Consider the following 26,525-nt stretch of genomic DNA (forward strand, 5'->3'; position numbering starts at 1 on the left):
GCCGGTGGGCCTCTGACGGTTATTGAGCGATATGCCGAACTTGTCGTGTTCGGCGTAAGAGCAAACGATAAGTCCAGACCTGCGACCCAACCAACTTAGGTTGCACTAATACCAACCTCTAGCTGGGCTTCTGCATCGATCCTCCACTACCTGCGCGTTGTCCAGTGTAAAGCAGGAGTGCAGGATGACCCGAGTTGACTTGCCCACTGGATGTCGCGCGCGCGAGAACTCGGGCGGCTGGTTCCGGCGCAGCCCCGGAACACCTCCCACCTGCATCGAAACTGATTTCCCCACAGGGGCATCCGGCAAACCGGGCGAAGGGCGGCTAACTTTCCGGAGACGTCGAGTCGGCGTCGCGGCGGTCCGGGCGACATGCTCTCGCAACGTTCCGACCGTACGGAATCTTTATCGAATGTACGCTTCAGCACATGGCTGGCAAACAGTGAACGGCCGTCGAGTCACTGATTTCGCGACCGTTTCGCCCGGTACCAGCGTGATCAACACCACGTCACACGCTGGAAACACGCCGATGTGAGGCTGGCCACATCCCAGCCGCCACAGTCGGTGGAACGGGCACGGGCCTGTCACGCTGAGACAAGACCGTGACCTTTCACCGATGAGCGACGCTCGAGAGAACCCGAATAAGCCTGGGACTTAGAGGATGTGAGCCCCGTGACCGCTCTGCTCACCTGGCTCGGGGGCGCGCACGCGGGCCTGTCCGACCGCCACGAACGCACCGGCTATTCGGTGACCGGAACCGTGGTGGCGCTGTTCGCGGTCACCGCGGGTGTGGTCATCGCGCTCGCCGGCGCCGCCGCGCACTGGCATCCCATCGCCGTCGCCGGCGCGGCCCTGCTCTCGACCCTGTTGGTGGGGGCGGTATCTCGCGCCCTGGCCACCGCCGCCACGCCCGAGCGCGAGGAGAACCAGCGCGGCGGTTCGGTCTTCGCGAGCCCGGCCGGAGCGCAGTTCGCCGCGCGGATCGCGGTGGCCGCGCTGGCCGGCGTGGTGGTCGCCGAACTGGCGGGCACCGTGCTCTTCGGCGGCACCGTGAACCGCCTGCTGGACGAAAAGGCCGGGCGCGGAATCGAATCCGCGCCGGCGGTGATCGCCGCACGGGACGCCGCCGACCAGGCGCGAGCCGACCGGACCGCGCTGGATCAGCAGATCGTCAAGGCGCAGAACGACGTCGACAAGGCGATGACCCTCGCGCGCTGCGAATCCAACCCGCGACCCGAGTGCACACAGCTGCCCGTCACCGGGGTGCCGGGGCGCGGGCCCGAGGAGCGCACCGCCAATCAGCTGCTCACCGACTACCTCGCACAGCTGTCCGCCGCGCAGGGCCGCACGGCCGGGCTCGACGCGCAGATCACCGAGAAGAACGACGCGCTGAGCGCGGCCCGGGCGGGCGCGTACACCGGCGGCGACCGCGGGCTCGGGGCGCGCTGGGTCGCCATGAACGACCACACCACCGCGCACGCCGGACCGCTGGCGCTGCGTGTCGTGCTCGCACTGCTGTTCATCGTGCTGGCGCTGCTTCCGGTGCTGCTGCGCTGGTGGCGCGGGGAGACCTCGTTCGATCGCGAGATCGCCACCCGCACGATCACCGACCGGGTCGAGCAGGCCGCCGACACCGCCATCGCCGTCAAACAGGCGGAGGTACGGGTGGAGGCCGAGACGCTGCGGGCCGACCAGCAGCTCACCGCGGCCAAGCTGGCCGCGCACGCCGACACCGCCATCGATCGCGAGCGCCAGCGCACCCGCATCATCGCCGCGATCGGCAATTTCGAGATCGGCATCACCGAACCGGCGCAGCGCGCGATCGACGAATTCGACCGTGCCGCACAGCGTGAGCTTCCGGCGGCACGGGGGGAACTACCGGCCGGGAGCACGGCCGGCAACGACATGCCTCAGGAGGGGACCGTGACTCACACGCCGAACTTGCCCGACCGCTACGCCCCCGGCCCGGTGGCGCCGGTCGGCGCCGGCGGAGCGCTCGCACCGGCCGCGCCGGCGCCGATCGCGGCGCAGGCCGCGCCCGCGAACAAGGGTGGCGGACTGGAACTTCCGATCATCGGCACGGTGCCGTTCACCGACACCGCGGCCCGCTGGATCCGCCCGCTGGTGCCCTCGTTCGTGGCGAACGCGATCGACACCGCGACGCATCCGCTGCGCACGGTGCGCCAGGCGTTCGAGGAGGCCGAGGAGATCACCTTCACGCTGCGCCGGACCCGCAAGGTGACGGTGGATTCGGAGGATTCGGCCGCGCAGCGGGCGCAGCAGCAGGTCTACGGCGCTCCCCCGCAGTACGGCTACCAGCTGCCCGCTGGGTCGCCCCAGCACGTGTACGCCCAGCGTGTGGCCGCCGACGTCCTGAATCCGTATCCCCGGTACCAGCCCTACGCCGCAGCCCCGGGCTACCCGGCGCTGCCGCCCGGCCAGGTCGTCGAGCCCGGCTACCCGCTGCCGCCCGCCGACCGGCAGGGTTCGCTGCCCGCCCAGCACCGCCCGGAACTCGACCACCGGCACACCCCCGAACTGGGTGGCCGCGATCAGCGCGAATTGCCCCCGGGCACAAGCTCTTAACCGTCCATCGGTGCTGCCCCGGCAGTACCACCGCCCGAGCCCGCGACCATCCCGGCCGCGGCAACTCGGCCTCGCGCAACCTGCGCGGTCGCCACGGGGTGCGAACGATCCGGGGGTACCGGGCCGCATCGACGCGGTAGGAGCCACACCGATCCCCCGCGGAGCTCCGGCGATCGCGACGAGACAGTCGTCACGTACCGCCCGTGCCGAGAAGCGCAGCGCGTCAGTGATATTCACCACCGGCGGTCTCGGTGGCTCTCCCAGGGACCGGTACCGGCCCCGAATCACACCGCGGCCCGGCGTCTCACTCGGAAACAGCCGGGCCACAGGGATTTTCAGTTGTCCGTTCACCGCACCCGATGCGATGCGGTGAGGGTCAGCGCGTCTTCGCCCGCGCGCTGCGGTAGGTGAGGAACGCGGTGATCAGCAGGATCACCGTCGTGCCGGTGGCGGCCACGTGCACGCCGTTCACGAAGGCGTGGTGGGCGCCGTCGGCCAGGGCCTGCCCCGCCGCGGCGGGGAGCTGCCGGGCGGTTTCCAGTGCGCCGCCGAGGGATTCGCGAGCGGCGGCGGTCCGGTCGGCAGGGACGCCGGTCAGATCCAGGCCGCGGCGGAACACCGCCATGACGGCGCTGCCCAGCACGGCCACGCCCAGGGCGATACCCGCTTCCATCGCGGTCTCGGAGATCGCGGCGGCGTTGCCCGCGCGTTCGGCGGGGGCGGTGCTGACGATGAGGTCGGACGACACCGTCAGCGCCACACCGACTCCGAGGCCGATCAGGACGAAGCCGAGCACGAACGGCAGCACCGTGCCGGTGGGCTCCGCGCCCAGCAGCCAGAACAGCGACGCGCCCGCCGCGGCCGTGACCAGCGCCGCGGTCAGCACCGTCACCGGCCGCCAGTAGCGCACGGCGTAGGCGGCGGCCAGTGAACCGGCGATGCTGCCCAGGGTGCCCGGAATCAGCAGCAGACCCGCCTGCAGGGGCGTGCGGCCCAGCACCAGTTGCAGGTATTGAGAACCGAAGAACAGCACGCCGGCCAGCGCGAAGACGGCCAGTAGGTTCGCGAACACCGCGGCGCGGAACGGCGGCAGCCGGAACAAGCCCAGGTCGATCAGCGGTGCGGTCAGCGCGCGCTGGCGGCGGATGAAGAGCCATCCGGCCACCACGCCGGTCGCCAGGAACGCGAGCAGACTCATCTGCGGCCCGTGCGCGGCGAATTCCTTGACCGCGTACACGATCGGGATCAGCGCCAGCATCGACAGCGCGGCGCTCACCAGGTCGAAGCGGCCCGGGTTCGGGTCCCGCGACTCCGGCACCAGGAACGGCGCGGCGACGATCAGGCCCGCCATGACCGGCAGGTTGATCAGGAACACCGAGCCCCACCAGAAGTGTTCGAGCAGCCAGCCGCCCAGCAGGGGCCCGAAGGCCGCGCCGCTGCCGGCCATGGCGCCCCAGACCGAGATGGCCAGGGTGCGTTCGCGGGAGTCGGTGAACATCGACCGGATCAGGCCCAGGGTCGCGGGCATGAGCGTGGCGCCGGCGACACCCTGCAGCACGCGCGCGGCGATGAGCATCTCGGGGCTGACGGCCCAGGCGGCGAGCGCGGAGGCGATGCCGAATCCGGCCGCGCCCAGCAGTAGCAGCCTGCGGCGGCCGATGCGGTCGCCGAGGGTGCCCATGGTGATGAGCAATCCGGCCAGGACGAACGAGTAGACGTCGATGATCCACAGCAGCTGCGGCGTGGTCGGGGCGAGGTGCGCGGTGATCGCGGGGACCGCCAGGTCCAGCACGGTGGCGTCGACCGAGATGAGCAGCAGGGCCAGCGCGAGCACGCCGAGGCCCGCCCAGGTGCGGGCGGTCGCCTTTCCGCCGGGTCGCGGCGCGAGGTCTTTCGTCGTGGCGTGCTCGTGCGGTGACACGGGTCCGGAACGTGCCGTGGTGTCGGGGCTCATTGTCTTTCTCTTTCGGGGTTGCTGGGGCCAGATTTGAACCGTCCAGACGGTACAGTAACAGATCAACCGTCCAGACGGTACAGTTATTCGCCGTGACCACCCGTGATCCGTCCGGCACCCGCAACCGGATCCTCGACGCCCTCGAGACGCTGCTGCTGGAGAAGGGCATGTCCCAGGTGACGCTGGAGAGCGTCGCCGCCGCGGCCGGCGTCTCCAAGGGCGGCCTGCTCTATCACTTCAAGTCCAAGGACGCCCTGCTCGCCGGGTTGGTGCGCCGGCTCGGCGAGCGCGCCGACGAGCAGGTCCGCGCCGCGGTGGACAGCGGGCAACCGGTGGCCGAGTGGTACCTGCAGAACCCGCAGCACTACGACGCCGCCGACGCGCACGAACTCGCCCTGTACCGCTCGATGCTCGCGGCGATGCGCACGGTCGACGGACCCGTCGACGGCAGCGCCGACGAGACCGACCGGGCGCTGTTCGAGGTGCTCGACGCCTGGAAAGGCGTGCTGGACAACGAGATCGAGGATCCGGTGGAGGCCGAGATCATCCGGCTCGTCGGCGACGGCGTCTATCTGCGCGCCCTGCTCGGCATGCCGCCGGTCGACGCGGAGCTCTATCGCCAGGTCGTCGCACGGCTAACCGGTGGTTCGTCCGGTTAGACTCGGGCCGTGTTGCCAGCCGCCGCCGACTCCGTCGGTCCGTCGACCGGCTCGGTGGGGGGGACGACCACCGATTCGGTGATCGTGCCCGTTCGCCCGATGCAGTTCCGCGAACTCCTCGATCTCCCCTTCGCGCTGATACAGGCGCGCGTCAAACCGCTCGCCGCGATCGCCGCGGTGACCGTGGCCGGCGCCGCGGCGATCGCCATCGCGGCGACGGTCCTGATCTCGGTCGCCACCGGGGATTCCGACGACGGCGTGCTGGTCGGCGCGATCATCACGACCCTGGTGTGCGCGTGGCTGGTGCGCCTGATCATGCGCGGGGTCACCGTGCCGCTGGGACTGGCCGTGGTGCACCGGCGACCGCTGACCTGGCGCGCCGCGTTCACGCGACTGTCCGAGGTGTCCGGGCCGGTACTCGGCTACCAGGTCGTGTTCACCCTGATCGGCCTCGGCGTGCTGGCGCTGGGCACGCCGCTGATGATCACCCTGCCGTTCGCGGTGCTCTGGCTGGCGTGGCTGCGCGCGCGCCGCTCGCTGATGCTGCCGCTGATCTTCGACGAGTCCGCGCCCTACAAGCTCGCCGTCATGCGCTCGCGGGTGCTCACCGGCGGCACGGAATGGCAGCTCGTCTGGGTGTTCATGTACCTGCGCGCGCTCATGGTGGTGCTGCTGGTGCCGCTGTTCGCGCTGTGGAACTACGTCTCCGACATCACCGGCACCCGCCGGTGGACGGTGACGGTCCTGCTCATCACCCTCGCCCTGCTGATGGTCGCCTTCGCGGAAATGGTCGAGTCGGCCGCGCAGGTCGTGGCCTACGTCGACCGGCGGTGCCGGCGCGAGGCCTGGGACATCCGGGTACCCGGGCAGGCGCGGCCGTGACCGAATCCCAGCTCGGACAGCACGATCCGGCCCCGCCCGAACCCGCGCTCGGCCCCGCCGCCGCCCACCTGGCCGCCGCCGAGGAGGCCGCCCGCCGCGCCGACTTCGGCACCGCGGTGCGCGAGCGCTACCGCGCCGTCACCCGCGGCCTGGAACAGCGCGGCATTCTCGAGGAACAGCGCGCCCGCACCGCCGGGGAGACCGCCCGCGCGGCCACCACCGCCGTCCCCGAGGACGCGGCGGAACTGCCGTGGGCGGCACACAGTTTCGACGAGATCGTGTACGGCGGACGGCCCGCGGGCGAAGCCGAGTACCGGCGACTCGCCGCGGCCGACCGCTTCTCCACGGCGCCGCCGCCCAAGGACGCGCCCGCCGAGATCGTCTCCGCGAAGAAGCGCAAGAAGCGCGTTCGCAAGACCAGGGACAAGCGCGAACGCGAGCCGTTCGAGTGGCCGCCCATCCTGCGCGACTGGCGTTTCTGGGCCGCGGTCGGCGGCACGCTCGCGGTGTTCCTCTTGATCTACGTGCTGCTCAATGCCGGTGCGCCGCCGGACGTTCCGGATGTGCCCGACACGCCGAAACCGCCGACCGAGGCGCCCGATCCGCCGGAGCGGCCGCGCGAATTCGGCGCGGGCCAGGACTCGATCTTCGAAACCATGCCCGCCTGGGCGGCGTTCGGCGGGCTGCAGTTCCTCATCGCCTGGGCGCTGGTGCTGTGCTGGCGCGGCCGCCGGCGCGGCACCGTGGTCGAGGAACCACTGCCGGTCCGCGCGCCCGCGCACGAACTGCTCGAGGGACAGGCCGGGCTGTACCGCCGGTCCCGCGATCACGATCACGTGGCGAGCAAACTGCGCGCGGCCACGCTGCGGCGCCTGCGCCCGGTCCTGAGCCTGACCGCCGACAGCACGCCCGAGATGGTCGTCGGCGCCGTCATCGCGCGCACCGGCACGGACCCGGCCCTGGTCCGGGCCGCCCTGTACGAACCGGTCGCCGACCGGGCCACGCTGGAAGTCGTGGCCGCACAACTCGAATGGATCGAAGCGGAGGTCCTGTGACCCGATCGGAGCCCCAGGTGGACGCGTTCGCCAAGGCCAATCACACCGTCACGGCCGAACAGGCCCAGCAGGCGCTGCTCGCGCTGCGCGGTGAGATCGGCAAGGCGGTCGTCGGCAACGACCAGGCCGTGATGTACCTGGTGCTGGCCCTGCTGTGCCGGGGCCACGTACTGCTGGAAGGCGTTCCGGGCGTGGCCAAGACGCTGCTGGTGCGCGCGCTCGCCACCGCGCTCGACCTCGAGCACGCGCGCATCCAGTTCACCCCGGACCTGATGCCCGGCGACGTCACCGGATCACAGATCTACGATCCGCACTCGGCCGAGTTCACCTTCCGGCGCGGCCCGGTGTTCACCAATCTGCTGCTCGCCGACGAGATCAACCGCACCCCGCCGAAAACCCAGTCCTCGCTGCTGGAATCGATGGAGGAGCGCCAGGTCTCGGTGGACGGCGTACCGCAGGCGCTGCCCGACCCGTTCGTGGTGATCGCGACGCAGAACCCCATCGAGCAGGAGGGCACCTACCCGCTGCCCGAGGCGCAGCTGGACCGGTTCCTGTTCAAGGTCGACATCCAATTGCCCGGCCGCGACGACGAATTCCGGATCCTGCAGCGGCACGCGGCCGGGTTCGATCCGCGCGACCTGGTCGCGGCGGGCCTGCGCCCGGTGGCCGGGCCCGCGCACATCGCCGCCGCCCGGCGGGCCGTGGCCGGGGTGACGGTCAGCCCCGAGGTCCTGGCCTACACCGTCGACCTGTGCCGGGCCACCCGCACCTCCCCCGCCGTCACGCACGGCGCGTCCACCCGCGGCGCGACCGCCCTGATGGCGGCGGCGCGCGCCTTCGCCTGGCTGAACGGCCGCGGCTTCACCACCCCCGACGACGTGAAAACCGTTGCGACGGCGGTCCTCCGGCACCGGCTGCAACTGCGGCCCGAGCACGAGGTCGAGGGCGTGACGGCGGAGGGCGTGATGGCGTCGCTGCTGATGTCCGTGCCCGTCCCGGTGTAGCGCGTGATCGTCACCGGCCGGCTGGCCGCCGCGGCGGGCCTCGCGGCGCTGTTCGTCACCTTCGTGCTGCCGTCCTGGCCCGGGGTGCTGCTGGCGACCGGCCTGCTCGCCGCGCTGGCGCTGACCGACCTCGCGCTGGCGGGTTCGGCGGCGGCGCTGGAACTTTCCCGCGAACCTGTCACGACGGTGCGCAGCGGGCGCACCGCGGAGGTCGAACTCACCGCGCTGAACACCGGCGCCCGGACGCTGCGTGGCGTGCTGTGGGACGACTGGCCGGCCAGTGCGCACGCCGATCGGCGCGGGCACGCGCTGCGGCTGCCGCCCAACACGAAGACGCGGCTGCACACCGAACTCACGCCGCGGTACCGCGGCGATCGCGTCGCCGGGCCCGTCACCGTGCGGCTGTACGGGCCGCTCGGCCTGGCCGGGCGGCAGACGCGGCGCCCGGTTCCGGCCCGGCTGCGCGCGCTGCCACCGTTCCGCAGCGAGAAACTGCTGGCCTCCAAGGTGAAGCGACTGCAGCACCTCGAGGGGCGCAACACCACCGTCATGCGCGGGCAGGGCACCGAGTTCGACTCCTTCCGCGAGTACGTGGCCGGGGACGACGTGCGCACCATCGACTGGCGCGCCACCGCCCGCGCCAACGACGTGCTGGTGAAAACCTGGCGGCCCGAACGCAATCGGCACGTGGTCATGCTGCTGGACACCGGGCGGGTGAGCGCGGGCCACGTCGGCGCGGGCACCCGGCTGGACGCCACCATCGAGGCGGCGCTGCTGCTGGGTGGTCTGGCCGCGGCCGGCGGCGACGCGGTCGACCTGCTCGCCTACGACCGCCGGGTCCGCGCCGAGGTGCGCGGGGTCGGCGGAAAACGCCTGCAGCTCAAGCTCATGCACGCGCTGGCCCCGGTCACCCCCGAGCTGGTGGACACCGACTACCAGGGGCTGATGCGCACCACGCTGCAGCGCGCGAAGCGGCGCAGCCTGGTGGTGTGGTTCACGCATCTGGACGCCGCCACCGTGCAGGAGGGACTGCTGCCGGTACTGCCGGTGCTCGCCGAACGCCATCGGGTCCTCGTGGTGTCGGTGACCGACCCGGAGGTAGCCGACGCCGCGGGCCGCCGCTCCGGTCTCGCCGATCTGTACGCGGCCGCCGCCGCGGAGAACGTCGTCGCCGACGACGCGGTGGCCCGGGAGACGTTGCGGCGCATCGGTGTCCGGGTGATCACGGCCGCTCCCGACCGGCTGCCCGAGGCCCTCGCCGACGAGTACCTCGAACTCAAGCGCACCGGCGCGGTCTGAACCGAGGAGCTAGCCCGCCACGGGCAGGGGGCGGGCGGCCGCGTGCCCGGCGGGAATGGGCGGCTGGATCGCCATGATGGCGCGGCGCTGGCGTTCGGCCAGGACCGCGCCCAGAATCTGCAGGGGCGGATAGCCGTTGGGCGGGGGCACCGACAGCTGGGTGCACACCGCGAGCACCAGGGTGCGGCCCAGCTGCTCCTGCGCCATCGGGGTGAGGGTGCGCGAACGGGTCAGGTAGGTGCGGACCGCGAGCGCCAGTTCATCGGTGAGACCGGACAGATCCAGCGGCCGGGACCACGCCAGCAGCCACGGCGGCGGCGCGGCCAGGGCGGCGAAGGGCAGCCGGCTGCGGTCGTGCACCACCACGGTGCCCGCCAGCGCGTCACCGATCCGGCGGCCGTCGGCCGAGCACAGCGAACTCACCACCGCCACCAGTCCGGTGCCGAGCAACCAGAAGTCGACCGTGCCGGCCAGCCCGCGGGTGACCGCGTGCCGGAAGTCCACCGGGCCGCCGTCCGCGCGCACCACGCGCAGTCCCAGCGCCAGCTTGCCGATCGAACGCCCGCGCGTGAACGTCTCGCTCAGCGTCGGGTAGCCGATGAGCACCCCGACGATGACGACGATCATGGCGGCGTCGTGCCACGCGGGGTCCGCGCCCCATTCGGCGAGGGTGAGCTGGGTGATGAGCACGAGCACCAGGCCGAGGAACAGCTGCAGCATCAGATCGAGCAGAAACGCCGCCGCCCGCGTGGGGATGCGCGCGATCGGCAGTTCGACCGCGACGGCCTCGCCCGTCGTGAACAGAGCCATGTTGTCCGCCTCCCCTCCGCGATCGACCAGAGCCTCTTCGACGTTCACCGCGGTTCGGGTGCGACCGATCGGGTGGACGCGCTGGATAGCATTCTGTCGAGTGGTAGCACAGGAAGGCAACCGATGGATCTGGACGCGTACACCTTCGTGCACAGGCGCTCGTGGGACCGGCTGGACCAGCTGGCGTCGCGGCGGGGGCGGCTCACCGGGGCGGAGGCGGACGAGCTGGTGCGGCTGTACCGGATCGGCTCACAGCAGCTGGCCCGGTTGCAGACGCGTTCCGCGGATCCCGAACTCGTCGCCGGGCTCTCGGCGGTCCTGACCCGGGCCCGGGGCCGCGCGCTCGGCGCGCGGGTGGACACGATGCGCGAGATCGGTCTCTTCTTCACCCGGCGCTTCCCGGCGGCGGCGTACCGCGCGTGGCCGTGGTGGGTGTCGGTGGCCGCGCTGTTCCTGGCGGTGTCCACGGCGCTGGGGGCGTGGGTGGCCGAATCCGATTCGGCGCGCACGCATCTGGGCCTGGAGTCGGACACCAGCGAGCTGACGAAGCCGGGCGGGGCCTTCGAGACCTACTACTCCGAGCACTCGCACGACGCCTTCGCCGCGAAGGTGTGGACCAACAACGCCTCGGTGGCCGCGGCCGCGCTGTTCACCGGCGTGCTGATCCTGCCCGCGGTGTACGTGATGTTCATGAACGCGCTGAATCTGGGCATCAGCGCCGGGCTCATGGCCGAGGCGGGCCGGCTGGAATCGTTCTTCGGCTTCATCCTCCCGCACGGAATGCTGGAGCTGACGGCCATTTTCGTGGCGGGCGGCGCGGGCCTGAAACTGGGCTGGACGCTGATCGACCCGGGGCACGAGACGCGGGCGCGGGCCCTGGCCCGGCAGGGCCGCGCGACCGCGGTGATCGCGCTGGGCCTGGTCGTGGTGCTGTTCGTGTCCGGGCTGCTGGAGGGTTTCGTCACCCCGAGCGGCTGGCCGACCGCGGTGCGGGTCGGGATCGGCGCGCTCGCCGAAATCGGTTTCCTGCTCTACGTCTTCGGGCTGGGGCGGCGCGCCGTGCTGGACGAGGAGGCGGCGGCGGAAGCGGCCGCACACACCTTCGGTGATCCGGCGCACACCTTCGGCAATCCGATGGCGACACCCGCTGTTCATGTGGGCGAAGGCCCGGAATTCCCTGCGGCACCGGCTACTCGGACGCCGGCGACAACGGCCAGGAATTGATTTGCACTGGCCGCAGCGAGTCCGGCTCAGCTGCGGCCAGCGTTGCCGATGACTCTACACAATCGTTATGGCTACGCAACCTCCGACTCGCTGAGTGGACGCACGACGCGACCAGGCGAAATATGGTTGCTCCGAACACAACCCGAGGCAATCGCTAATTCCTGGCTTCCCCTTTGCGGGGTGGCTGCCGAGCCGTCCGAAACCGGGCATTCGGCGCCTTTTTCCGGACCCTTCCGGTCCCGCCACGGGCACCCGATGGACGCGCCCCGGCGGTGTTTGCCGATCGGTCCGGCCAATACCGATCTCCGGCGGTTCAACCCGCGTTAAGCTGGTGTTTCGCACCGAATCGGCCGCATTGCCCGGTGGTCACCGGAAGTGAAACAGACCCCAAGTCTGTTTAACCTCATTTTGGCCAACCTGGCATCCGGCAATGGCGGAAGAAAATCGGGCGCATACCCGATTCGAAACCTTCCGGCAATCGATTTACACCCCCGCGCGGACCGTCGGAGGCCCTCCGGCAACGCCCCGGCCGAGGAGTTCACGCGCGTGTCTGCGATCTTCGTCACACCCCGTTTGACCTGGTCGTTCCGGGGCATGGAAACCGGACTTCCGGCGACGCCGCGCAAGACCCGAGAAACGGGGTATCGCCAAGGAGTGCGGCCCGGCACACGATGGCAGTCGAGCCGGCGGGAGCAGCGACCCGCCGAGCCGGGCCCGCACGGGCGCGGCAATCCGGAACGGACCACGAAACGCAGTAGGCCCCATCCGGATTCGGATGGGGCCTACTGGTGGTGGGCGAAGGGGGACTTGAACCCCCACGTCCTTACGGACACTGGCACCTGAAGCCAGCGCGTCTGCCATTCCGCCACTCGCCCGAGCGACGGGAAGAAACGTATCACGGGGTATGCGCCAAAACGAAATCCGCTGGTTATCGGCCATGCGGATGGGTGGTGGCACGCTGGGAACCCAGGGGTGCCGCCAAGAGTTACAGGTGTGGGTGATCGCGGATATCATGCAAGCACCGTGTCCCCACAGCGACACGCCATGCTCGCGTGCCGCTGTATCGGACGAACGCGCAGGTCAACGGCATCACACCCGCAGACCCGACACGACGAACGCTTCACTCCAGGGAGCGTCCTGACCCGAGAGGAGGGGCGATGGGAATTGTTTCGCGATTCGAACGTCGCCTCCAGGGGGCAGTAGGTGACGCCTTCGCGCGTGCGTTCGGCGGCAGCGTTGTCCCGCAGGAGGTGGAGGCCGCGCTGCAGCGCGAGGCCTCGGACAACGTGCAGGACATCGGCGGCGGACACCGGCTCGCACCGAACAGCTACGTCATCACCGTCAACGAGTCGGACCTGGGGCAGCTCGTCCAGGGCGAAGGACAGGCCGATCACGACCTCACCGTGCGCGCATTCGCCAAACATCTGCAGGACTACATCCGCGAACAAGGGTGGCAGACCTACGGCGAAGTACACGTCGAGTTCGAGGCATCCCCTACGCTGCACACCGGACAGTTCAGGACACGCGGCCGAGTGGACCCGGACGCTGTCGGCGGCAGCGTCGACCGCCGGGCCGGCCCGGCGGCGGGACCTGAACGCAGACCACGACCCAACCCGCAACCAGGAGCTGGCCCCATGACGCAGAACTCAGGCTACGACCCCAGCCGTGAGCCCGCGGAGTCCGATCCACGCCGTGGATACGGCGCTCCGCCTGCGGGCCGCCCCGCACCGCAGGGAGGCTATGGCGACCAGGCCGGCTACGGCCAGCAGGGTGGCTACGGCGCCGAGCAGGGCTACGGCGAGTACCAGAACGGGTACGACTACCAGCAGGGCCAGCCGGGCCAGCAGGGCTACGGCGGCCAGCAGGGCGGCTACGGCGACCAGGGTTACGGCCAGCAGGGCGGTTACGACCAGCAGGCGTACGGACAGCAGCCCGCGTACCCGGCGGACCAGGCGTACGGCCAGCAGGGCTACGACCAGGGTTATGACCAGGGCTACGGGCAGCAGGGCGGCCAGCAGGGCTACGCCGACCAGGGCGGCTACGGCGATCAGGGCCAGGGCGGCTACGGACAGCAGGGCGGCTACGGACAGCAGCCCGCGTACCCGGCCGATCAGGCGTACGGCCAGCAGGGCTACGACCAGGGTTATGACCAGGGCTACGGGCAGCAGGGCGGCCAGCAGGGCTACGCCGACCAGGGCCAGGCCGGCTACGGCGGCGACCAGGGGTACGGCCAGCAGGGCGGCTACGGACAGCAGGGCGGCGGCTACGCGCCCGCGGCGGCGTCCGGCTACTCGGCGACCCTGCAGCTCGACGACGGCAGCGGCCGCACGTACCAATTGCGTGAGGGCAGCAACATCATCGGCCGCGGGCAGGACGCACACTTCCGACTGCCCGACACCGGGGTCTCCCGGCGGCACATCGAGGTGCGCTGGGACGGCCAGACGGCCATGCTCTCGGACCTCGGTTCGACCAATGGAACGCTGGTCAACGGGTCTCCGGTGCAGGATTGGCAGCTCGCCGACGGTGATGTCATCCGCGCCGGGCATTCCGAGATCCTGATCCGGATCGTCTGATCCCGTAAGCTCGCGGTGCAGGTCACGATATGACCCGAGAATCCTCGGTCGTATCGTGATCGCAACCGGTCTACGGCCCTATGATGCTGCCAGCACGCGTGGCGTCTGCTACCACTTGTCGAGAGACGGACATGCGTAGCGATAGGGCCGATTCGACCAGCACACCGGTTGGGGGTCGAAAGCCGTACCTACGACACGGTCGAACAGGAGGTGGAGCACCGTGCAGGGATTGATCCTGCAATTGACCCGTGCGGGGTTCCTGCTGTTGTTGTGGCTGTTCGTATGGGCGGTGCTCCGGACCTTGCGCAGCGATATCTACGCGGCCTCCGGCATCCGGGTCGCACCACGGGCCCCAGGTGGTTCAGCGGTGCTCCCATCCTTGCGCCGAGGCCAGAAGGGCGCCAAATATCTCGTGGTGACTCAGGGTTCACTCGCCGGCACTCGAATCTCGCTCGGCGCGCAGCCGGTGCTGATCGGGCGCGCGGACGATTCCACACTGGTCCTCACCGACGACTACGCCTCCACCCGGCATGCGCGACTCTCGCCGCGCGGGGAGGACTGGTACGTCGAGGATCTCGGTTCCACCAATGGGACCTACCTCGACCGGTCGAAGGTCACCACCCCGGTGCGAGTTCCACTCGGCACCCCTGTCCGTGTCGGTAAGACAGTGATCGAGCTGCGATCGTGACTCTTGTTCTCCGCTACGCCGCGCGTAGCGACCGCGGTCTCGTCCGAGCCAACAACGAGGACTCCGTCTACGCCGGCGCGCGACTGCTCGCGCTCGCGGACGGCATGGGCGGCCACGCCGCCGGTGAAGTCGCCTCGCAGTTGATGATCGCCGCGCTGGCGCATCTCGACGACGACGAGCCCGGCGACGATCTCCTCGGCAAGCTCGATCGCGCTGTGCGCGAGGGCAATGCCGCCATCGCCGATCAGGTCGAGGAGGAACCGGAACTCGATGGCATGGGCACCACGCTCACCACCATCCTGTTCGCGGGCCGCAAACTCGGCCTGGCCCACATCGGCGACTCCCGCGCCTACATGCTCCGCAACGGCGAGCTCACCCAGATCACCCGCGACGACACCTTCGTGCAGTCGCTCGTGGACGAGGGCCGCATCACCCCGGAGCAGGCACACACCCATCCCCAGCGTTCGCTCATCATGCGGGCGCTCACCGGCAACGAGATCGAGCCCACCCTGGTGGTGCGCGAGGCGCGGGCCGGTGATCGCTACCTACTGTGCTCCGACGGCCTGTCGGACGTGGTCAGTGACGAGACCATCGCCAACACCCTGCGCGAGGGCAGCACCGACGAGTCGGCGGATCGGCTCATCGAATTGGCCCTGCGCAGTGGCGGTCCCGACAACGTGACCGTCGTGGTCGCCGATGTCATCGACCTGGACTACGGGCAGAGCCACCCCATCGTCGCGGGCGCGGCGTCGGGGCAGGACGAGGACACTCCCCCACCCAACACCGCCGCCGGCCGAGCCGCCGCCATGAGACCACCGCGCGCCGCACCCCGGCGCGCGGTCGCGCAGCCGGAGCCGGATCCGCCCAAGAAGAGTCACAAACTGCGCTGGGTGGCACTGTCACTCGCGCTGCTGGTGGCCGTCGGGGCGGGTCTGACGGTGGGCTACAACATGATTCGCGGCAACTACTACGTGGGCGCCGACGGTGACCGCGTGGTGATTCACCGCGGTCTGCCCGGTTCGGTACTCGGTTACTCCATTCGCGATGTGGATCAGCGCGGTTGCGTCACCCGCGGCGGCGATCTGCAACTGGTCGCGCCCGACGCGGAATTCCCCGCCGGCTGCCGCGAACTCAAACTCATCGATCTCAAGCCCACCGGCCGTGATTCGGTCGACAAGGGGCTGCCTCCCGGCTCGCACGACGACGCCGTCAAGCAGATGCAGGCCCTCGCCGAGCGCGAACTGCTGCCCCCGTGCGAGAAGCCGGCCGCCTCGACGCCGCCCCCCACGACCACGACGCCGCCCAGCGACAGCAACGCGCCCGCGAGCACGACGGTCGTCCCGACCACCACCCCCGGCGCGCAGCCCGGTGGCGAGAACCGGCCGCTGGAGCCGCGCAAGACCGACCAGCCGTCGGTCACCACCACGACAGCGCCGCAGCAGCCTGGGCAGAACTGCAGGGTGGCGGACTGATGTCCGCACCGGCACCACCGTCCGCTGGGGCATTTCCCAGTCCGCCGGGCGGATTCGCTCCCGCGCCTCCGCCGTCCACCCGGCGGAATGTGGAACTGTTGCTCCTCGGACTGGCGGCGGTCATCACGACGGTGTCGCTGGTGCTGGTCGAGGCCAGTCAGGAACAGTCCATCTCCTGGGACATCGCCAAACTGGGCGCGGCCTACATGGCCCTGTTCGGGGTGGCGCACCTGGCGGTGCGGCGTTTCGCGGCCTTCGCGGACCCCCTGCTACTACCGATCGTCGCCCTGTTGAACGGGCTCGGGCTGGTGTTGATCCACCGCCTGGACCTGGCGGAGAAGCAGGACGCGATCTTCGCCTCCAAGTCCATCCCCTCCCCCGATGCCAATCAGCAGGTGCTGTGGACGGGGCTGGGGATGGTGGTTTTCATGGGGGTCATCATCGTGCTGCGCGACTACCGCACGCTGGCCCGCTACGCGTACACCCTCGGGCTCGTCGGCCTGGTCGCGCTCGCCATCCCGGCGCTGCTGCCCAGCAAGTACTCCGAGGTGAACGGCGCGAAGATCTGGATCCGGTTGCCGGGCTTCAGCATGCAGCCCGGTGAGTTCGCGAAGATCCTGCTGATCATCTTCTTCGCGGGGGTGCTGGTCGCCAAGCGCGATCTGTTCACCGCCGCGGGCAAGCACGTGTTCGGCATGGAACTGCCGCGCGCCCGCGACATGGGCCCGATCCTGGTGGTGTGGCTGGTCTGCATCGGCGTGCTGGTGCGCGAGAAGGACCTGGGTACCTCGCTGCTCATCTTCTGCACCGTGCTGGTGATGCTGTACATCGCCACCGAGCGGGTGGGCTGGGTGGTCATCGGCCTCGGGCTGCTCGGCGTCGGATTCTTCTTCGCCTACAAGATGTTCGGGCACGTGCAGGTGCGCGTGGAGACCTGGCTGCACCCGTTCGACGACTACAGCAACACCGGGTATCAGATCTCCCAGTCGCTGTTCGGCCTGGCCACCGGCGGGCTGGCGGGGACCGGCCTCGGCAGCGGCAGGCCCTCGCAGGTGCCGTTCGCCAAGACCGACTTCATCATCACCTCCATCGGTGAGGAACTCGGCCTCATCGGCCTGACCGCCGTGCTGATGCTGTTCTGCGTCTTCGTCATTCGCGGTCTGCGGACCGCACTGGCGGTGCGCGACAGCTTCGGCAAGCTGCTGGCCGCGGGCCTGTCGTTCACCATCGCGATCCAGTTGTTCGTGGTGGTCGGCGGCGTCACCAAGCTGATCCCGCTGACCGGTCTCACCACCCCGTTCGTGTCCTACGGCGGCTCGTCGCTGCTGGCCAACTACGCGCTGCTGGCGCTGCTGATCAAGGTGTCCGACGCGGCGCGCGCGCCCGCGCCGGTGCGCAAGAAGGCGCCGGAGCCGATCGCGGAGGCGCCCACCCAGATGGTGCGCCGGCCGCCGAAGGGGGGCCTCGCGTGAACACTCCGCTGCGCCGGGTCGCGATGGCCGTCATGGTCATGGTGCTGGCCCTGCTCGCCAACGCGACCTACGTCCAGGTATTCAAGGCCGACAGCCTGCGCAACGATCCGCGCAACGTCCGGGTGCTGCTGGACGAGTACGCCCGCCAGCGCGGGCAGATCTCCGCCCAGGGCACCGTGCTGGCGAGTTCGGTGTCCACCGACGACCGCTACCGGTACCTGCGCACCTACCCGACCGATCCGCTGGGCTACGCGCCGGTCACCGGCTTCTACTCCATGCAGTACGGCAGCACCGGGCTCGAGCACGCCGAGGACTCGGTGCTCAACGGCTCGGACAATCAGCTGTTCGGGCGGCGGCTCATCGACATGGTGTCCGGCCGGGATCCGCGCGGCGGCAACGTGATCACCACGATCAACCCGGTGATGCAGCAGGTGGCGTACGAGCAGCTCACCGCGAAGGGCTACACCGGTTCGGTGGTGGCCATCGAGCCGAGCACCGGCCGCATCCTGACCATGGTGTCGACCCCGTCCTACGACCCGAACCTGCTGTCCGGGCACGACGGCGCCGCCTCGGCGCAGGCGTGGCAGACCCTGCGCACCGATCCGCGCCAGCCGATGCTCAATCGCGCCGTCTCGCAGACCTACCCGCCGGGCTCCACGTTCAAGGTGATCACCACCGCGGCCGCGCTGGCCAACGGCGTCGCCAAGCCGGACGATCAGCTCACCGCCGCGCCCCGCATCACGCTGCCGGACACCACCACCACGCTGGAGAACTACAACGGGAGCCATTGCGGCCCCGGCGATTCCGACACCGCGTCGCTCGCCGAGGCGTTCAAGCGCTCGTGTAACACGGCTTTCGTGGAACTCGGTATCAAGGTGGGGGCCGCGCGGCTCAAGGACGAGGCCGCCGCCTTCGGTATCGGGCAGCACCCCAACATTCCGATTCCGTGGGCGGACAGCACCGTCGGGACCATCCCGGACGGCGCGGCCCTGGGCCAGAGCAGCATCGGTCAGCGCGATGTGGCGCTCACCCCGCTGGACAACGCCGTCATCGCGGCCACCGTGGCCAACGGCGGCGTCCGCATGCAGCCGCATCTGGTGGATCAGCTGCAGGCGCCCGACCTGACCATGCTCGAGACCATCAAGCCGATGTCGGTCGGGCAGGCGATCAGCGCCCCGGTGGCCACCCAGCTGACCAACATGATGATCGAATCGGAGAAGAACACCCAGGGCGGCGGCCAGCGGGCCTACCAGATCGCCTCGAAGACGGGCACCGCCGAACACGGCAGCGACCCGCGCAACACCCCGCCCCACGCCTGGTACATCGCGTTCGCGCCGGCGCAGAAACCGCAGATCGCGATCGCGGTGATCGTCGAGAACGGCGGCGACCGCTCGCTGGCCGCCACCGGCGGCTCGGTCGCGGCCCCGGTCGCCCGCGCGGTGCTCGATGCCGGACTGGGGGGCTGAACGACATGAAGGCGCAAGGTAGACAGGGTCTGGAATGCTGAACAACGGTGCGATGATCGCGGACCGCTACCGGCTGCAGCGGCTCATCGCCACCGGCGGGATGGGCCAGGTCTGGGAAGCGCTCGACACCCGCCTCGACCGCCGCGTCGCGGTCAAGGTGCTCAAGGCGGAGTTCTCCGCCGACCCCACGTTCCGGCACCGGTTCCGGACCGAGGCCAGGACGACGGCGCAGCTGAACCATCCGGGTATCGCGGGCATCTACGACTACGGTGAGACGCTCGATCCGTCGGGTGGCGAAATGGCCTACCTGGTCATGGAACTGGTGCAGGGCGAACCGCTCAACGCGGTGCTGTCCCGGCTCGGGCGGCTCTCGGTCCAGCAGGGCCTGGACATGCTCGAGCAGACCGGGCGCGCGCTGCAGGTGGCGCACTCGGCGGGCGTGGTGCACCGGGACGTCAAACCCGGCAACATCCTCGTCACCCCCACGGGCCAGGTGAAGATCACCGACTTCGGCATCGCCAAGGTCGTGGACGCCTCGCCGGTGACCAAGACCGGCATGGTCATGGGCACCGCGCAGTACATCGCGCCCGAACAGGCCACCGGCGAGGACGCCACCTCGGCCTCGGACGTGTACGCGCTCGGCGTGGTCGGCTACGAGGCGCTGGCGGGCGAACGGCCCTTCACCGGCGACGGCGCGCTCACCGTCGCCATGAAGCACGTGCGCGAGACCCCGCCGCCGCTGCCCGCCGATCTGCCGCCGAACGTGCGCGAGCTGATCGAGATCACCATGGCCAAGGATCCGCAGCAGCGCTTCGCCACCGGCGGCGAGTTCGCCGACGCGGTGGCCGCGGTGCGCGCGGGCCGCCGCACGCCCACCCCCGGCGGTGGCATCGCCCCGACCGGCGCCACCCGGGTGCTGCCGCCCGGGCCGACGGTGATCATCCCCAACGCGCCGCGTCCGGACTCGGCCACCACCCGGTACCCGACGCCGCCGCAGCCGATGCGCCAGCCCCCGCCCGCGCCGCCGACCGGCGCGACGGTCATGATGTCCGGGTCGCAGACCCCGGTGGGCCACACCGCTTTCGGTGCGTCCCCGGCCGGTGAGCCGGAGCCGCAGGGCCGGTTCACCAACAGTCAGAAGGCCCTGGCCGGACTCGGTGTCGGCGCGCTGATCCTGGGCGCCGCGGCGGGTTTCGTGCTGCTCAGCGGGACGCCGGACGATCCGGCCCCGACCACCCGGACCAGTGCCGTCATCGCGCCGACCGCGCCGCCGAGTACGACCACGACCACCGTTCCGCCCACTACGACGAAGGAGAAGCCGGTTCCGCCACCGGTGACCACCTACGAGCCGCCGCCCACCACCGAGGAACCGCCGACCACGACGGTGCCGCCGACGACGACGCCGCCGGTGACCACCACGGTTCCCAAGACCACGACCACGGTCCCGCCGACCACGACCGCGCCGCCGACCACCACGGCGGGCGCGACCACGACCACCACGGCGGGCCGTCCGGGCATCGGCATACCATCATTTCCAATTCCCGGTGCTCGAGGAGTCGAGGGCGCAACCGACAGTGATCCAGCCATCCCCCAAGGACAGCGATGACGACCCCGAAGAACCTCTCGTCCCGCTATGAGCTGGGCGAGATCATCGGTTTCGGCGGCATGTCCGAGGTGCACAAGGCGCGCGACATGCGCCTGGCCCGGGATGTGGCGATCAAGGTCCTGCGCGCCGACCTGGCCCGGGACCCCACGTTCTACCTGCGCTTCAAGCGCGAGGCCCAGAACGCGGCGGCGCTGAACCATCCGGCCATCGTCGCGGTCTACGACACCGGCGAGGCCGAGGTGGACGGCGGCCCGCTGCCGTACATCGTCATGGAGTACGTCGACGGCGACACCCTGCGCGACATCGTGCGCGGCAAGGGCCCGATGCCGCCCCGGCGCGCCATGGAGATCATCGCCGATGTGTGTGCGGCGCTGGACTTCTCGCATCGCAACGGCATCGTGCACCGCGACATGAAGCCCGCCAACATCATGATCAACCGCGCGGGCGCGGTGAAGGTCATGGACTTCGGCATCGCGCGCGCCCTGGCCGACAGCTCCAACCCCATGACCCAGACCGCCGCGGTCATCGGCACCGCGCAGTACCTGTCGCCCGAGCAGGCGCGCGGCGAACAGGTCGACGCGCGCTCGGACGTGTACTCGGTCGGCTGCGTGCTGTACGAAATCCTCACCGGCGAACCGCCTTTCACCGGCGACTCACCGGTAGCGGTGGCGTACCAGCACGTCCGGGAGGACCCCCGGCTGCCCTCGCACGTACTGCCCAGCGTCCCACGCGAACTCGACTCGGTCGTGCTCAAGGCCATGAGCAAGAACCCGGCCAACCGGTACCAGACCGCCGCGGAGATGCGCGCCGACCTGATCCGGGTGCTGGGCGGGCAGAAGCCCACCGCGCCCATGGTCATGAGCGACGAGGACCGCAACAGCTTCCTCGACGACGATCTGCCGCCCCCGCGCAGCTACCGCACGGTCGAGCGCCGCGACGACACCACCGAACAGGAGATCGTCGACAACGACGGCAACCCGCGGCGCACCGCGCTCATCGTGGCCGGCGTGCTCGGCACCCTCGCCGTCGCCTTCGGCCTGTTCTGGGCGCTGCTCGGGCCCGGAAGCAACGCCGAGCAGATCACCGTGCCGGACATGGCGAACAAGAACGGCGAACTGGCGCAACGCGATCTGGAGCGGCTCGGCTTCACCGTCGTCAAGGCCAGCAAGGCCGACGGCAAGATCGCCGAGGGCAACGTGATCTCCAGCCAGCCGCTGGGCGGCTCGCGCATCGACAAGGGCAGCACCGTCACCCTGCAGATCTCGTCGGGGCCCTCGCAGGTCCCGGTGCCGCGCCTGGCCGGGCTCACCCAGCAGCAGGCCGAACAGCAGCTGAACGCGGTGGGCCTGCGGCTCAATCCGGAAACCCAGCGCGAGGCCTCCGCCGCCGAGGAGAAGGACAAGGTCACCAGCCAGGTCCCGGGCGAAGCCCAGAAGATCGACGCCGGCGGACTGGTCACCATCACCCTCGGCTCGGGTCCGGAGAAGGTCCGCGTCCCCGACGTCATCGGCCAGAACATCGATGTGGCCCAGCCGAACCTGACCGAGAGCGCGGGCTTCAAGGTCACCGTGCAGGAGGTGCCGAACTCCCAGCCCAAGGGCACCGTCATCGGCACCACCCCGGGCGCGGGCACCATGGCGGACAAGGGTTCCGCGATCACCGTGCAGGTCTCGAGCGGCGATCAGATCCCCATGCCCAGCCTCATCGGGCTGTCCCCGGCACAGGCCGTGGACATCCTGCGCCAGCGCGGCTGGAACGGTCAGATCAGCCAGACCACGCAGAGCACGCTGGACGCCTCCGCCGTGGGCCGGGTGCTGGCACAGCAGCCGACGGCCGGATCGTCCATCTCCAAGAGCCAGACGGTGACCATCACGACCGGGGTGCTGTCCCTGGGACCGCCGTGAGGCCCGGCCGATAGACCACGAAAGCCGCACCCACGGGTGCGGCTTTCGTCGTTCCGGGGCGAGACATCCCGCCCGGCAGCCCGATTCGGCCCGGCGGGCGCGAAAGTCAGAGCGAGAGATGCCGGTTCATCGACATGGCCTCGTCGGCCAGATCCCCCAGCTCCACGACCTCGACGCCGTGCTCGCGCAGTTTCTCCACACCCTGGCAGTTGTCCACGAAGGTTCCCGGCTCGCGCCAGGCGATGACCACGCGGCGGATGCCCGCGGCCAGTATGCGGTCGGCACAGGGCTTGCGATCCTGGCTCGCGCGCTGCGAACAGGGTTCGAGGGTGCTGTAGAGGGTCGCGTGCGGCAGCCGGGAATCGCCGGGTTCGAGCTTGTTCAGCGCCGACTCCTCGGCGTGCACCTTCTCGTCGGTCTCGCGCGACCAGCCGTGGATGATCTCCACGCCGTCCGCGCCGACGATGACCGCGCCCACCGAGAACGCGGTCGAACTGGGCGGGCTCAGGCGGGCGAGGCCGATCGCGTGCCGCATCCAGCCGCGATCGGTGCGCGCCTCATCGTTCTTGTGCGGCATGGACATCCGAACCCTCCTTGGGCAGATAGCGCAGCACGGCCACATCTCCGACGCGGCCGACCTCGGCCAGTCGCATGCGATACGCGGGACCGCCCGGGAATTCGGCCGGCCCGAGAAAGCGCGGGGCGGCGGGATCGCCCACCACCAGGGGCGCGACGGCCATGCTGAGCTCGTCGGCCAGACCCGCGGACAGGAAGGCGGTGTGTATCGAGCCGCCGCCCTCGACCATCAGCCGGCCGACACCGCGCCGTCCGAGATCGTCCAGCAGCGCGGCGAAGTCGATCGCGTGGCCCAGGGACACGACATCGGCGCGGGCATCGAGCCGGCCGCCCAGCGCGATTCGCCCGGAATCGGTGGTGTAGAGCACCCGGTCGCCGCCGGTGTGCCACAGCCGCGCCGACGGGCTCACCGCGCCGGACGCCGAGACGACCACGCGCAGCGGGTATTCGGGCTTGCCCGCGGCCAGCCGCCGCGACCGGCGGTCGGCGCTGGTGACCAGCAGTCGCGGATCATCACCGCGCAGGGTGCCCGCGCCGATGAGGATCGCGTCCGATTCCGCCCGCAGCTCGTCCACCCGGTCGAAGTCGGCGGCGTTGGACAGCAGCAGCCGGTCCGGGGACGCGTCGTCGATGTACCCGTCGACGCTCACGGCGACCGACAGCAGCACGTACGGCCGCGCACCGGGCGCGCTCATACGAGGGCCGCGACCTCCGCCTCGAGCCTGGACACGAGGGCCTCGTCCGGGCGTTCGCCGCACACGCCCAGCCAGTTCGCGAGCATGCGATGCCCGCCCTGGGTGAGCACGGACTCGGGATGGAACTGCACGCCGTGGATGGGCAGGGTGCGGTGCCGCATGGCCATGACGATGCCGGACTCGGTGCGGCCCAGCACCTCCAACTCCGGCGGCATGGTCTCCTCGACCACGGTCAGCGAGTGGTAGCGGGTGGCGATGAACGGATCCGGCAGCCCGGCCAGCACGCCCGCGCCGATGTGGAAGACCTCGCTGGTCTTGCCGTGCAGCAGTTCCGGGGCGCGGGTGACGGTCGCGCCGAACGCCGCGCCGATGGCCTGGTGGCCGAGGCAGACCCCGAGCAGCGGGCGCTCGTTCCGGGCCGCGGCCCGGACCAGGTCCATGCTGGCCCCGCCGCGCTCGGGCGTACCCGGCCCGGGCGAGATCAGCACACCGTCGAAGTCCCGCACCACGGCGTCCACGTCGGCCAGCCGTGCGTCGTCGTTGCGCCAGACGGTCGCCTCGGCACCCAGTTGGCCCAGGTACTGCACCAGGTTGAACACGAAGCTGTCGTAGTTGTCGACGACCAGAACACGCATGAGTCGAGAGTAGTTGGCGCGCGCGTGCGCGTCGCACGCAATACCGGGTTGGCGCGCCTGTGCACAGTGATCCACAACCCCGCACACAACGATCAAGGATCGTTCCTTCCCCAGCCGGTGAACTTTGGGGCACGCTTGCCACAGAGACCCGGGCAGACCGCCCGGTCCCGGAGTTCGGGGGCCGATCCCTCGACACTCCTCACGGGGCTTGGGGAAGCAGTCCCCGAGTGACCTGGGATAATCTCATCGAGACTGCACGCCGAAATTGAGGACGTCATGCCCAAGTCGAAGGTCCGGAAGAAGACCGACTACACGATCAACCCGGCCAGCCGTACGCCCGTGAAGGTGAAATCGGCCGGGCCGTCGCCGGTCTGGTACGTGTCCATCATGCTGGGCTTCATGCTCGCGGGCCTGGTCTGGCTGCTGGTCTACTACCTGGCCGCCGAGCAGATCTCCTGGATGAACGACCTCGGGCCGTGGAACTTCCTGATCGGATTCGGCCTCATGGTCGTCGGCCTGATCATGACCATGCGCTGGCGATGATCGCCTTACACGATTGTTATTCATACACACCTGTGGATAACCGTGTGGACAACTCGAGGAGAGACTGGGGACAGTGACCGAGCCCACCCCTCGACTCGACTGGGCCACCCCCCTGCCCGCGGTGATCGCCTGCGGAATCGGCGGCCTCGGGCTGCTCGTGGCGAGCGCGCTCGCCACCGACGCCGCGGGCAGGCTGCTCATCGGGGTGGCCGCGCTCGGCCTGATCTTCCTGTCCGTCCTCGGGTTCCGGCAGCGCCCGCGCCTGGCCGTGGAACCCGGTGATCCGGCCGCCATCGTGGTGCGCGGCCTGACCGGCGCCCAGCGCTACTCCCCGGACAGCATCGTGCGCGCCCGCGTGGTCGCCTACCGCAGGCTCGGCCGGCGCATGCCCATGCTGGAGATGGACGTCGAGCAGGACGGTGACGAGAAACTCCTGCTCTTCGGCCGCTGGGATCTCGGCACGCATCCGGAGGACGTCCTGGACGCCGTGCGGCCGTACCTGCGGCGCTGACCGTCCCGCGGCGCGCTAGGTGTAGTTCAGCAGATCGGTGAAGTCCGGCGCGCCCACCGCGATGGCCGCGATCAGGATCACGGCGAGGGCCGCCACCGACACCCAGCCGATCGCCATCGCCGCCTGCGGGGTCTTCGCCTTCAGCCAGCGCGGCAGATACAGGATCCCGCCCGCGGCCAGCGTGCCCACGAACAACCCGCCCAGGTGCCCGAGCATCGAGATGCCCGGCACCGCGAAGGTGATGACCAGGTTGAGCACCAGCAGCATGAGGATCTGTGTCAGGTTCTGCCGGGTGCGCAGCATGATCACCGCGACCGCGCCGAACAGGCCGAAGATCGCGCCGGAGGCGCCGACCGTCGCCACGTCCGGCGCCCCGAGCAGCGTCACCGCCGCCGAACCGCCGAGCAGCGACACCAGGTACACCGACACGTAGCGCGCCCGGCCCAGCGCGGCCTCGCAGTAGGGCCCGAGCACGTACAGCGCGAACATGTTCGCCAGCAGGTGCAGCGGGCCGTAGTGCAGGAACCCGGAACCGATGATCCGCCACCACTCGCCCTCACCGACCAGGGCCGGAATCAGCCGCCAGTCGCGGAACAGCTGGGACGCGGTGTTCTGCACCGGATTCCGCGCCTGCAGCGCCGTGATCGCGAAGACCAGCACGTTGAGCCCGATGAGCGCCCACGTGACGTACGGCTTGCCGATCGCCGACTGCACCGCGCCGGTCATGGTGCGCACCGGCCGGACATCCCTGCGGCCCTGCGCCACGCACTCCACGCAGTGCTGCCCGACCGCGGCCGGGGTGAGGCACTCCGGGCAGGCCGGGCGCCCGCACCGGGTGCACCCCAGACCGGTGGGCCGGTCGGGGTGCCGGAAACAGGTCGGTGCGGGCTGGTGCGGGTTCATGTCGAATT

General features: G+C 70.3%; 22 protein-coding genes and 1 tRNA gene. 16 read left to right on the forward strand and 7 right to left on the reverse strand.

Features of this window, described 5'->3' with window-relative positions:
* The first annotated feature begins 672 nt into the window (after nt 1-672).
* A complete protein-coding gene (locus ACWIGI_RS03595; protein WP_454200776.1) occupies nt 673-2,586 on the forward strand; it encodes a DUF4407 domain-containing protein in 1,914 nt (637 codons plus the stop codon).
* A 376-nt stretch (nt 2,587-2,962) separates the two neighbouring features.
* On the opposite strand, the gene ACWIGI_RS03600 is transcribed toward ACWIGI_RS03595, so the two are convergent.
* Nucleotides 2,963-4,540 carry an MFS transporter gene (locus ACWIGI_RS03600; RefSeq protein ID WP_454200777.1) on the reverse strand — a complete coding sequence of 526 codons (1,578 nt, stop codon included), beginning with the start codon at nt 4,538-4,540 and terminating at the stop codon, nt 2,963-2,965.
* A gap of 92 nt (nt 4,541-4,632) precedes the next feature.
* Between ACWIGI_RS03600 and ACWIGI_RS03605 the strand changes: the two genes are divergently transcribed.
* Genes ACWIGI_RS03605 through ACWIGI_RS03625 form a run of 5 tightly spaced genes read left to right on the forward strand, consistent with a single transcriptional unit; the run spans nt 4,633 to nt 9,439 of the window.
* Nucleotides 4,633-5,199, forward strand: a complete 567-nt coding sequence (locus tag ACWIGI_RS03605) for a TetR/AcrR family transcriptional regulator (protein WP_454200778.1) — start codon at nt 4,633-4,635, stop codon at nt 5,197-5,199.
* 9 nt (nt 5,200-5,208) lie between these two features.
* Nucleotides 5,209-6,081, forward strand: a complete 873-nt coding sequence (locus tag ACWIGI_RS03610) for a hypothetical protein (RefSeq protein WP_454200779.1) — start codon at nt 5,209-5,211, stop codon at nt 6,079-6,081.
* Entirely contained in the window at nt 6,078-7,136 is a 1,059-nt protein-coding gene (locus ACWIGI_RS03615; protein WP_454200780.1) for a DUF4129 domain-containing protein, read from the forward strand. Before ACWIGI_RS03610 ends, ACWIGI_RS03615 begins: the two co-directional genes overlap by 4 nt.
* On the forward strand, nt 7,112-8,140 hold the full coding sequence (locus ACWIGI_RS03620) for an AAA family ATPase (RefSeq protein WP_454200781.1): 1,029 nt from the start codon (nt 7,112-7,114) through the stop codon (nt 8,138-8,140). The genes ACWIGI_RS03615 and ACWIGI_RS03620 overlap by 25 nt, the downstream gene beginning before the upstream one ends.
* Before the next feature lie 3 nt (nt 8,141-8,143).
* Nucleotides 8,144-9,439: a DUF58 domain-containing protein gene (locus ACWIGI_RS03625; protein ID WP_454200782.1), complete on the forward strand. Its 1,296-nt coding sequence runs from the start codon at nt 8,144-8,146 to the stop codon at nt 9,437-9,439.
* A gap of 9 nt (nt 9,440-9,448) precedes the next feature.
* Here the strand turns inward: ACWIGI_RS03625 and ACWIGI_RS03630 are convergent, their stop codons facing one another.
* Complete coding sequence (locus tag ACWIGI_RS03630; protein ID WP_454200783.1) at nt 9,449-10,249, reverse strand: RDD family protein; 801 nt, start codon at nt 10,247-10,249, stop codon at nt 9,449-9,451.
* Between the two features lie 123 nt (nt 10,250-10,372).
* Here ACWIGI_RS03630 and ACWIGI_RS03635 point away from each other — a divergent pair, with 123 nt between their 5' ends.
* Nucleotides 10,373-11,473, forward strand: coding sequence for a stage II sporulation protein M (locus tag ACWIGI_RS03635; protein ID WP_454200784.1), 1,101 nt, complete (start codon nt 10,373-10,375; stop codon nt 11,471-11,473).
* Nucleotides 11,474-12,262: 789 nt separating this feature from the next.
* Here ACWIGI_RS03635 and ACWIGI_RS03640 read toward each other — a convergent pair.
* Nucleotides 12,263-12,348, reverse strand: a tRNA-Leu gene (locus ACWIGI_RS03640).
* A gap of 282 nt (nt 12,349-12,630) precedes the next feature.
* Here ACWIGI_RS03640 and ACWIGI_RS03645 point away from each other — a divergent pair.
* From ACWIGI_RS03645 to pknB, 7 genes are all read left to right on the forward strand, one after another.
* On the forward strand, nt 12,631-14,046 hold the full coding sequence (locus ACWIGI_RS03645) for an FhaA domain-containing protein (protein WP_454200785.1): 1,416 nt from the start codon (nt 12,631-12,633) through the stop codon (nt 14,044-14,046).
* A gap of 220 nt (nt 14,047-14,266) precedes the next feature.
* On the forward strand, nt 14,267-14,734 hold the full coding sequence (locus ACWIGI_RS03650) for an FHA domain-containing protein FhaB/FipA (protein WP_354988195.1): 468 nt from the start codon (nt 14,267-14,269) through the stop codon (nt 14,732-14,734).
* Nucleotides 14,731-16,206, forward strand: a complete 1,476-nt coding sequence (locus ACWIGI_RS03655) for a PP2C family protein-serine/threonine phosphatase (RefSeq protein ID WP_454200786.1) — start codon at nt 14,731-14,733, stop codon at nt 16,204-16,206. The genes ACWIGI_RS03650 and ACWIGI_RS03655 overlap by 4 nt, the downstream gene beginning before the upstream one ends.
* On the forward strand, nt 16,206-17,678 hold the full coding sequence (locus tag ACWIGI_RS03660) for an FtsW/RodA/SpoVE family cell cycle protein (RefSeq protein ID WP_454200787.1): 1,473 nt from the start codon (nt 16,206-16,208) through the stop codon (nt 17,676-17,678). The genes ACWIGI_RS03655 and ACWIGI_RS03660 overlap by 1 nt, the downstream gene beginning before the upstream one ends.
* Nucleotides 17,675-19,144, forward strand: a complete 1,470-nt coding sequence (locus ACWIGI_RS03665) for a peptidoglycan D,D-transpeptidase FtsI family protein (protein ID WP_454200788.1) — start codon at nt 17,675-17,677, stop codon at nt 19,142-19,144. The genes ACWIGI_RS03660 and ACWIGI_RS03665 overlap by 4 nt, the downstream gene beginning before the upstream one ends.
* Nucleotides 19,145-19,178: 34 nt before the next feature.
* Nucleotides 19,179-20,750, forward strand: coding sequence for a serine/threonine-protein kinase (locus ACWIGI_RS03670; protein WP_454200789.1), 1,572 nt, complete (start codon nt 19,179-19,181; stop codon nt 20,748-20,750).
* Entirely contained in the window at nt 20,747-22,654 is a 1,908-nt protein-coding gene (gene pknB, locus ACWIGI_RS03675) for a Stk1 family PASTA domain-containing Ser/Thr kinase (protein WP_454200790.1), read from the forward strand. Before ACWIGI_RS03670 ends, pknB begins: the two co-directional genes overlap by 4 nt.
* 106 nt (nt 22,655-22,760) lie before the next feature.
* Here pknB and ACWIGI_RS03680 read toward each other — a convergent pair whose 3' ends face one another.
* From ACWIGI_RS03680 to ACWIGI_RS03690, 3 genes are read right to left on the reverse strand one after another with little or no spacing between them, the layout of a single operon-like run.
* Nucleotides 22,761-23,237: a deaminase gene (locus ACWIGI_RS03680; protein WP_454200791.1), complete on the reverse strand. Its 477-nt coding sequence runs from the start codon at nt 23,235-23,237 to the stop codon at nt 22,761-22,763.
* Complete coding sequence (locus ACWIGI_RS03685; protein WP_454200792.1) at nt 23,212-23,925, reverse strand: RibD family protein; 714 nt, start codon at nt 23,923-23,925, stop codon at nt 23,212-23,214. The genes ACWIGI_RS03680 and ACWIGI_RS03685 overlap by 26 nt, the downstream gene beginning before the upstream one ends.
* A complete protein-coding gene (locus ACWIGI_RS03690; protein ID WP_454200793.1) occupies nt 23,922-24,560 on the reverse strand; it encodes an aminodeoxychorismate/anthranilate synthase component II in 639 nt (212 codons plus the stop codon). Before ACWIGI_RS03690 ends, ACWIGI_RS03685 begins: the two co-directional genes overlap by 4 nt.
* A gap of 276 nt (nt 24,561-24,836) precedes the next feature.
* Here ACWIGI_RS03690 and crgA point away from each other — a divergent pair, with 276 nt between their 5' ends.
* The gene (crgA, locus tag ACWIGI_RS03695) at nt 24,837-25,103 is read left to right on the forward strand and encodes a cell division protein CrgA (protein ID WP_454200794.1); all 267 of its coding nucleotides are present in this window, start codon (nt 24,837-24,839) and stop codon (nt 25,101-25,103) included.
* Nucleotides 25,104-25,176: 73 nt separating this feature from the next.
* The gene (locus ACWIGI_RS03700; protein WP_454200795.1) at nt 25,177-25,614 is read left to right on the forward strand and encodes a PH domain-containing protein; all 438 of its coding nucleotides are present in this window, start codon (nt 25,177-25,179) and stop codon (nt 25,612-25,614) included.
* Between the two features lie 15 nt (nt 25,615-25,629).
* Here the strand turns inward: ACWIGI_RS03700 and ACWIGI_RS03705 are convergent, their stop codons facing one another.
* Entirely contained in the window at nt 25,630-26,517 is an 888-nt protein-coding gene (locus ACWIGI_RS03705; RefSeq protein ID WP_454200796.1) for a rhomboid family intramembrane serine protease, read from the reverse strand.
* Between the last annotated feature and the right edge of the window lie 8 nt (nt 26,518-26,525).

The sequence above is a fragment of the Nocardia sp. NPDC055321 genome, from assembly GCF_053645575.1.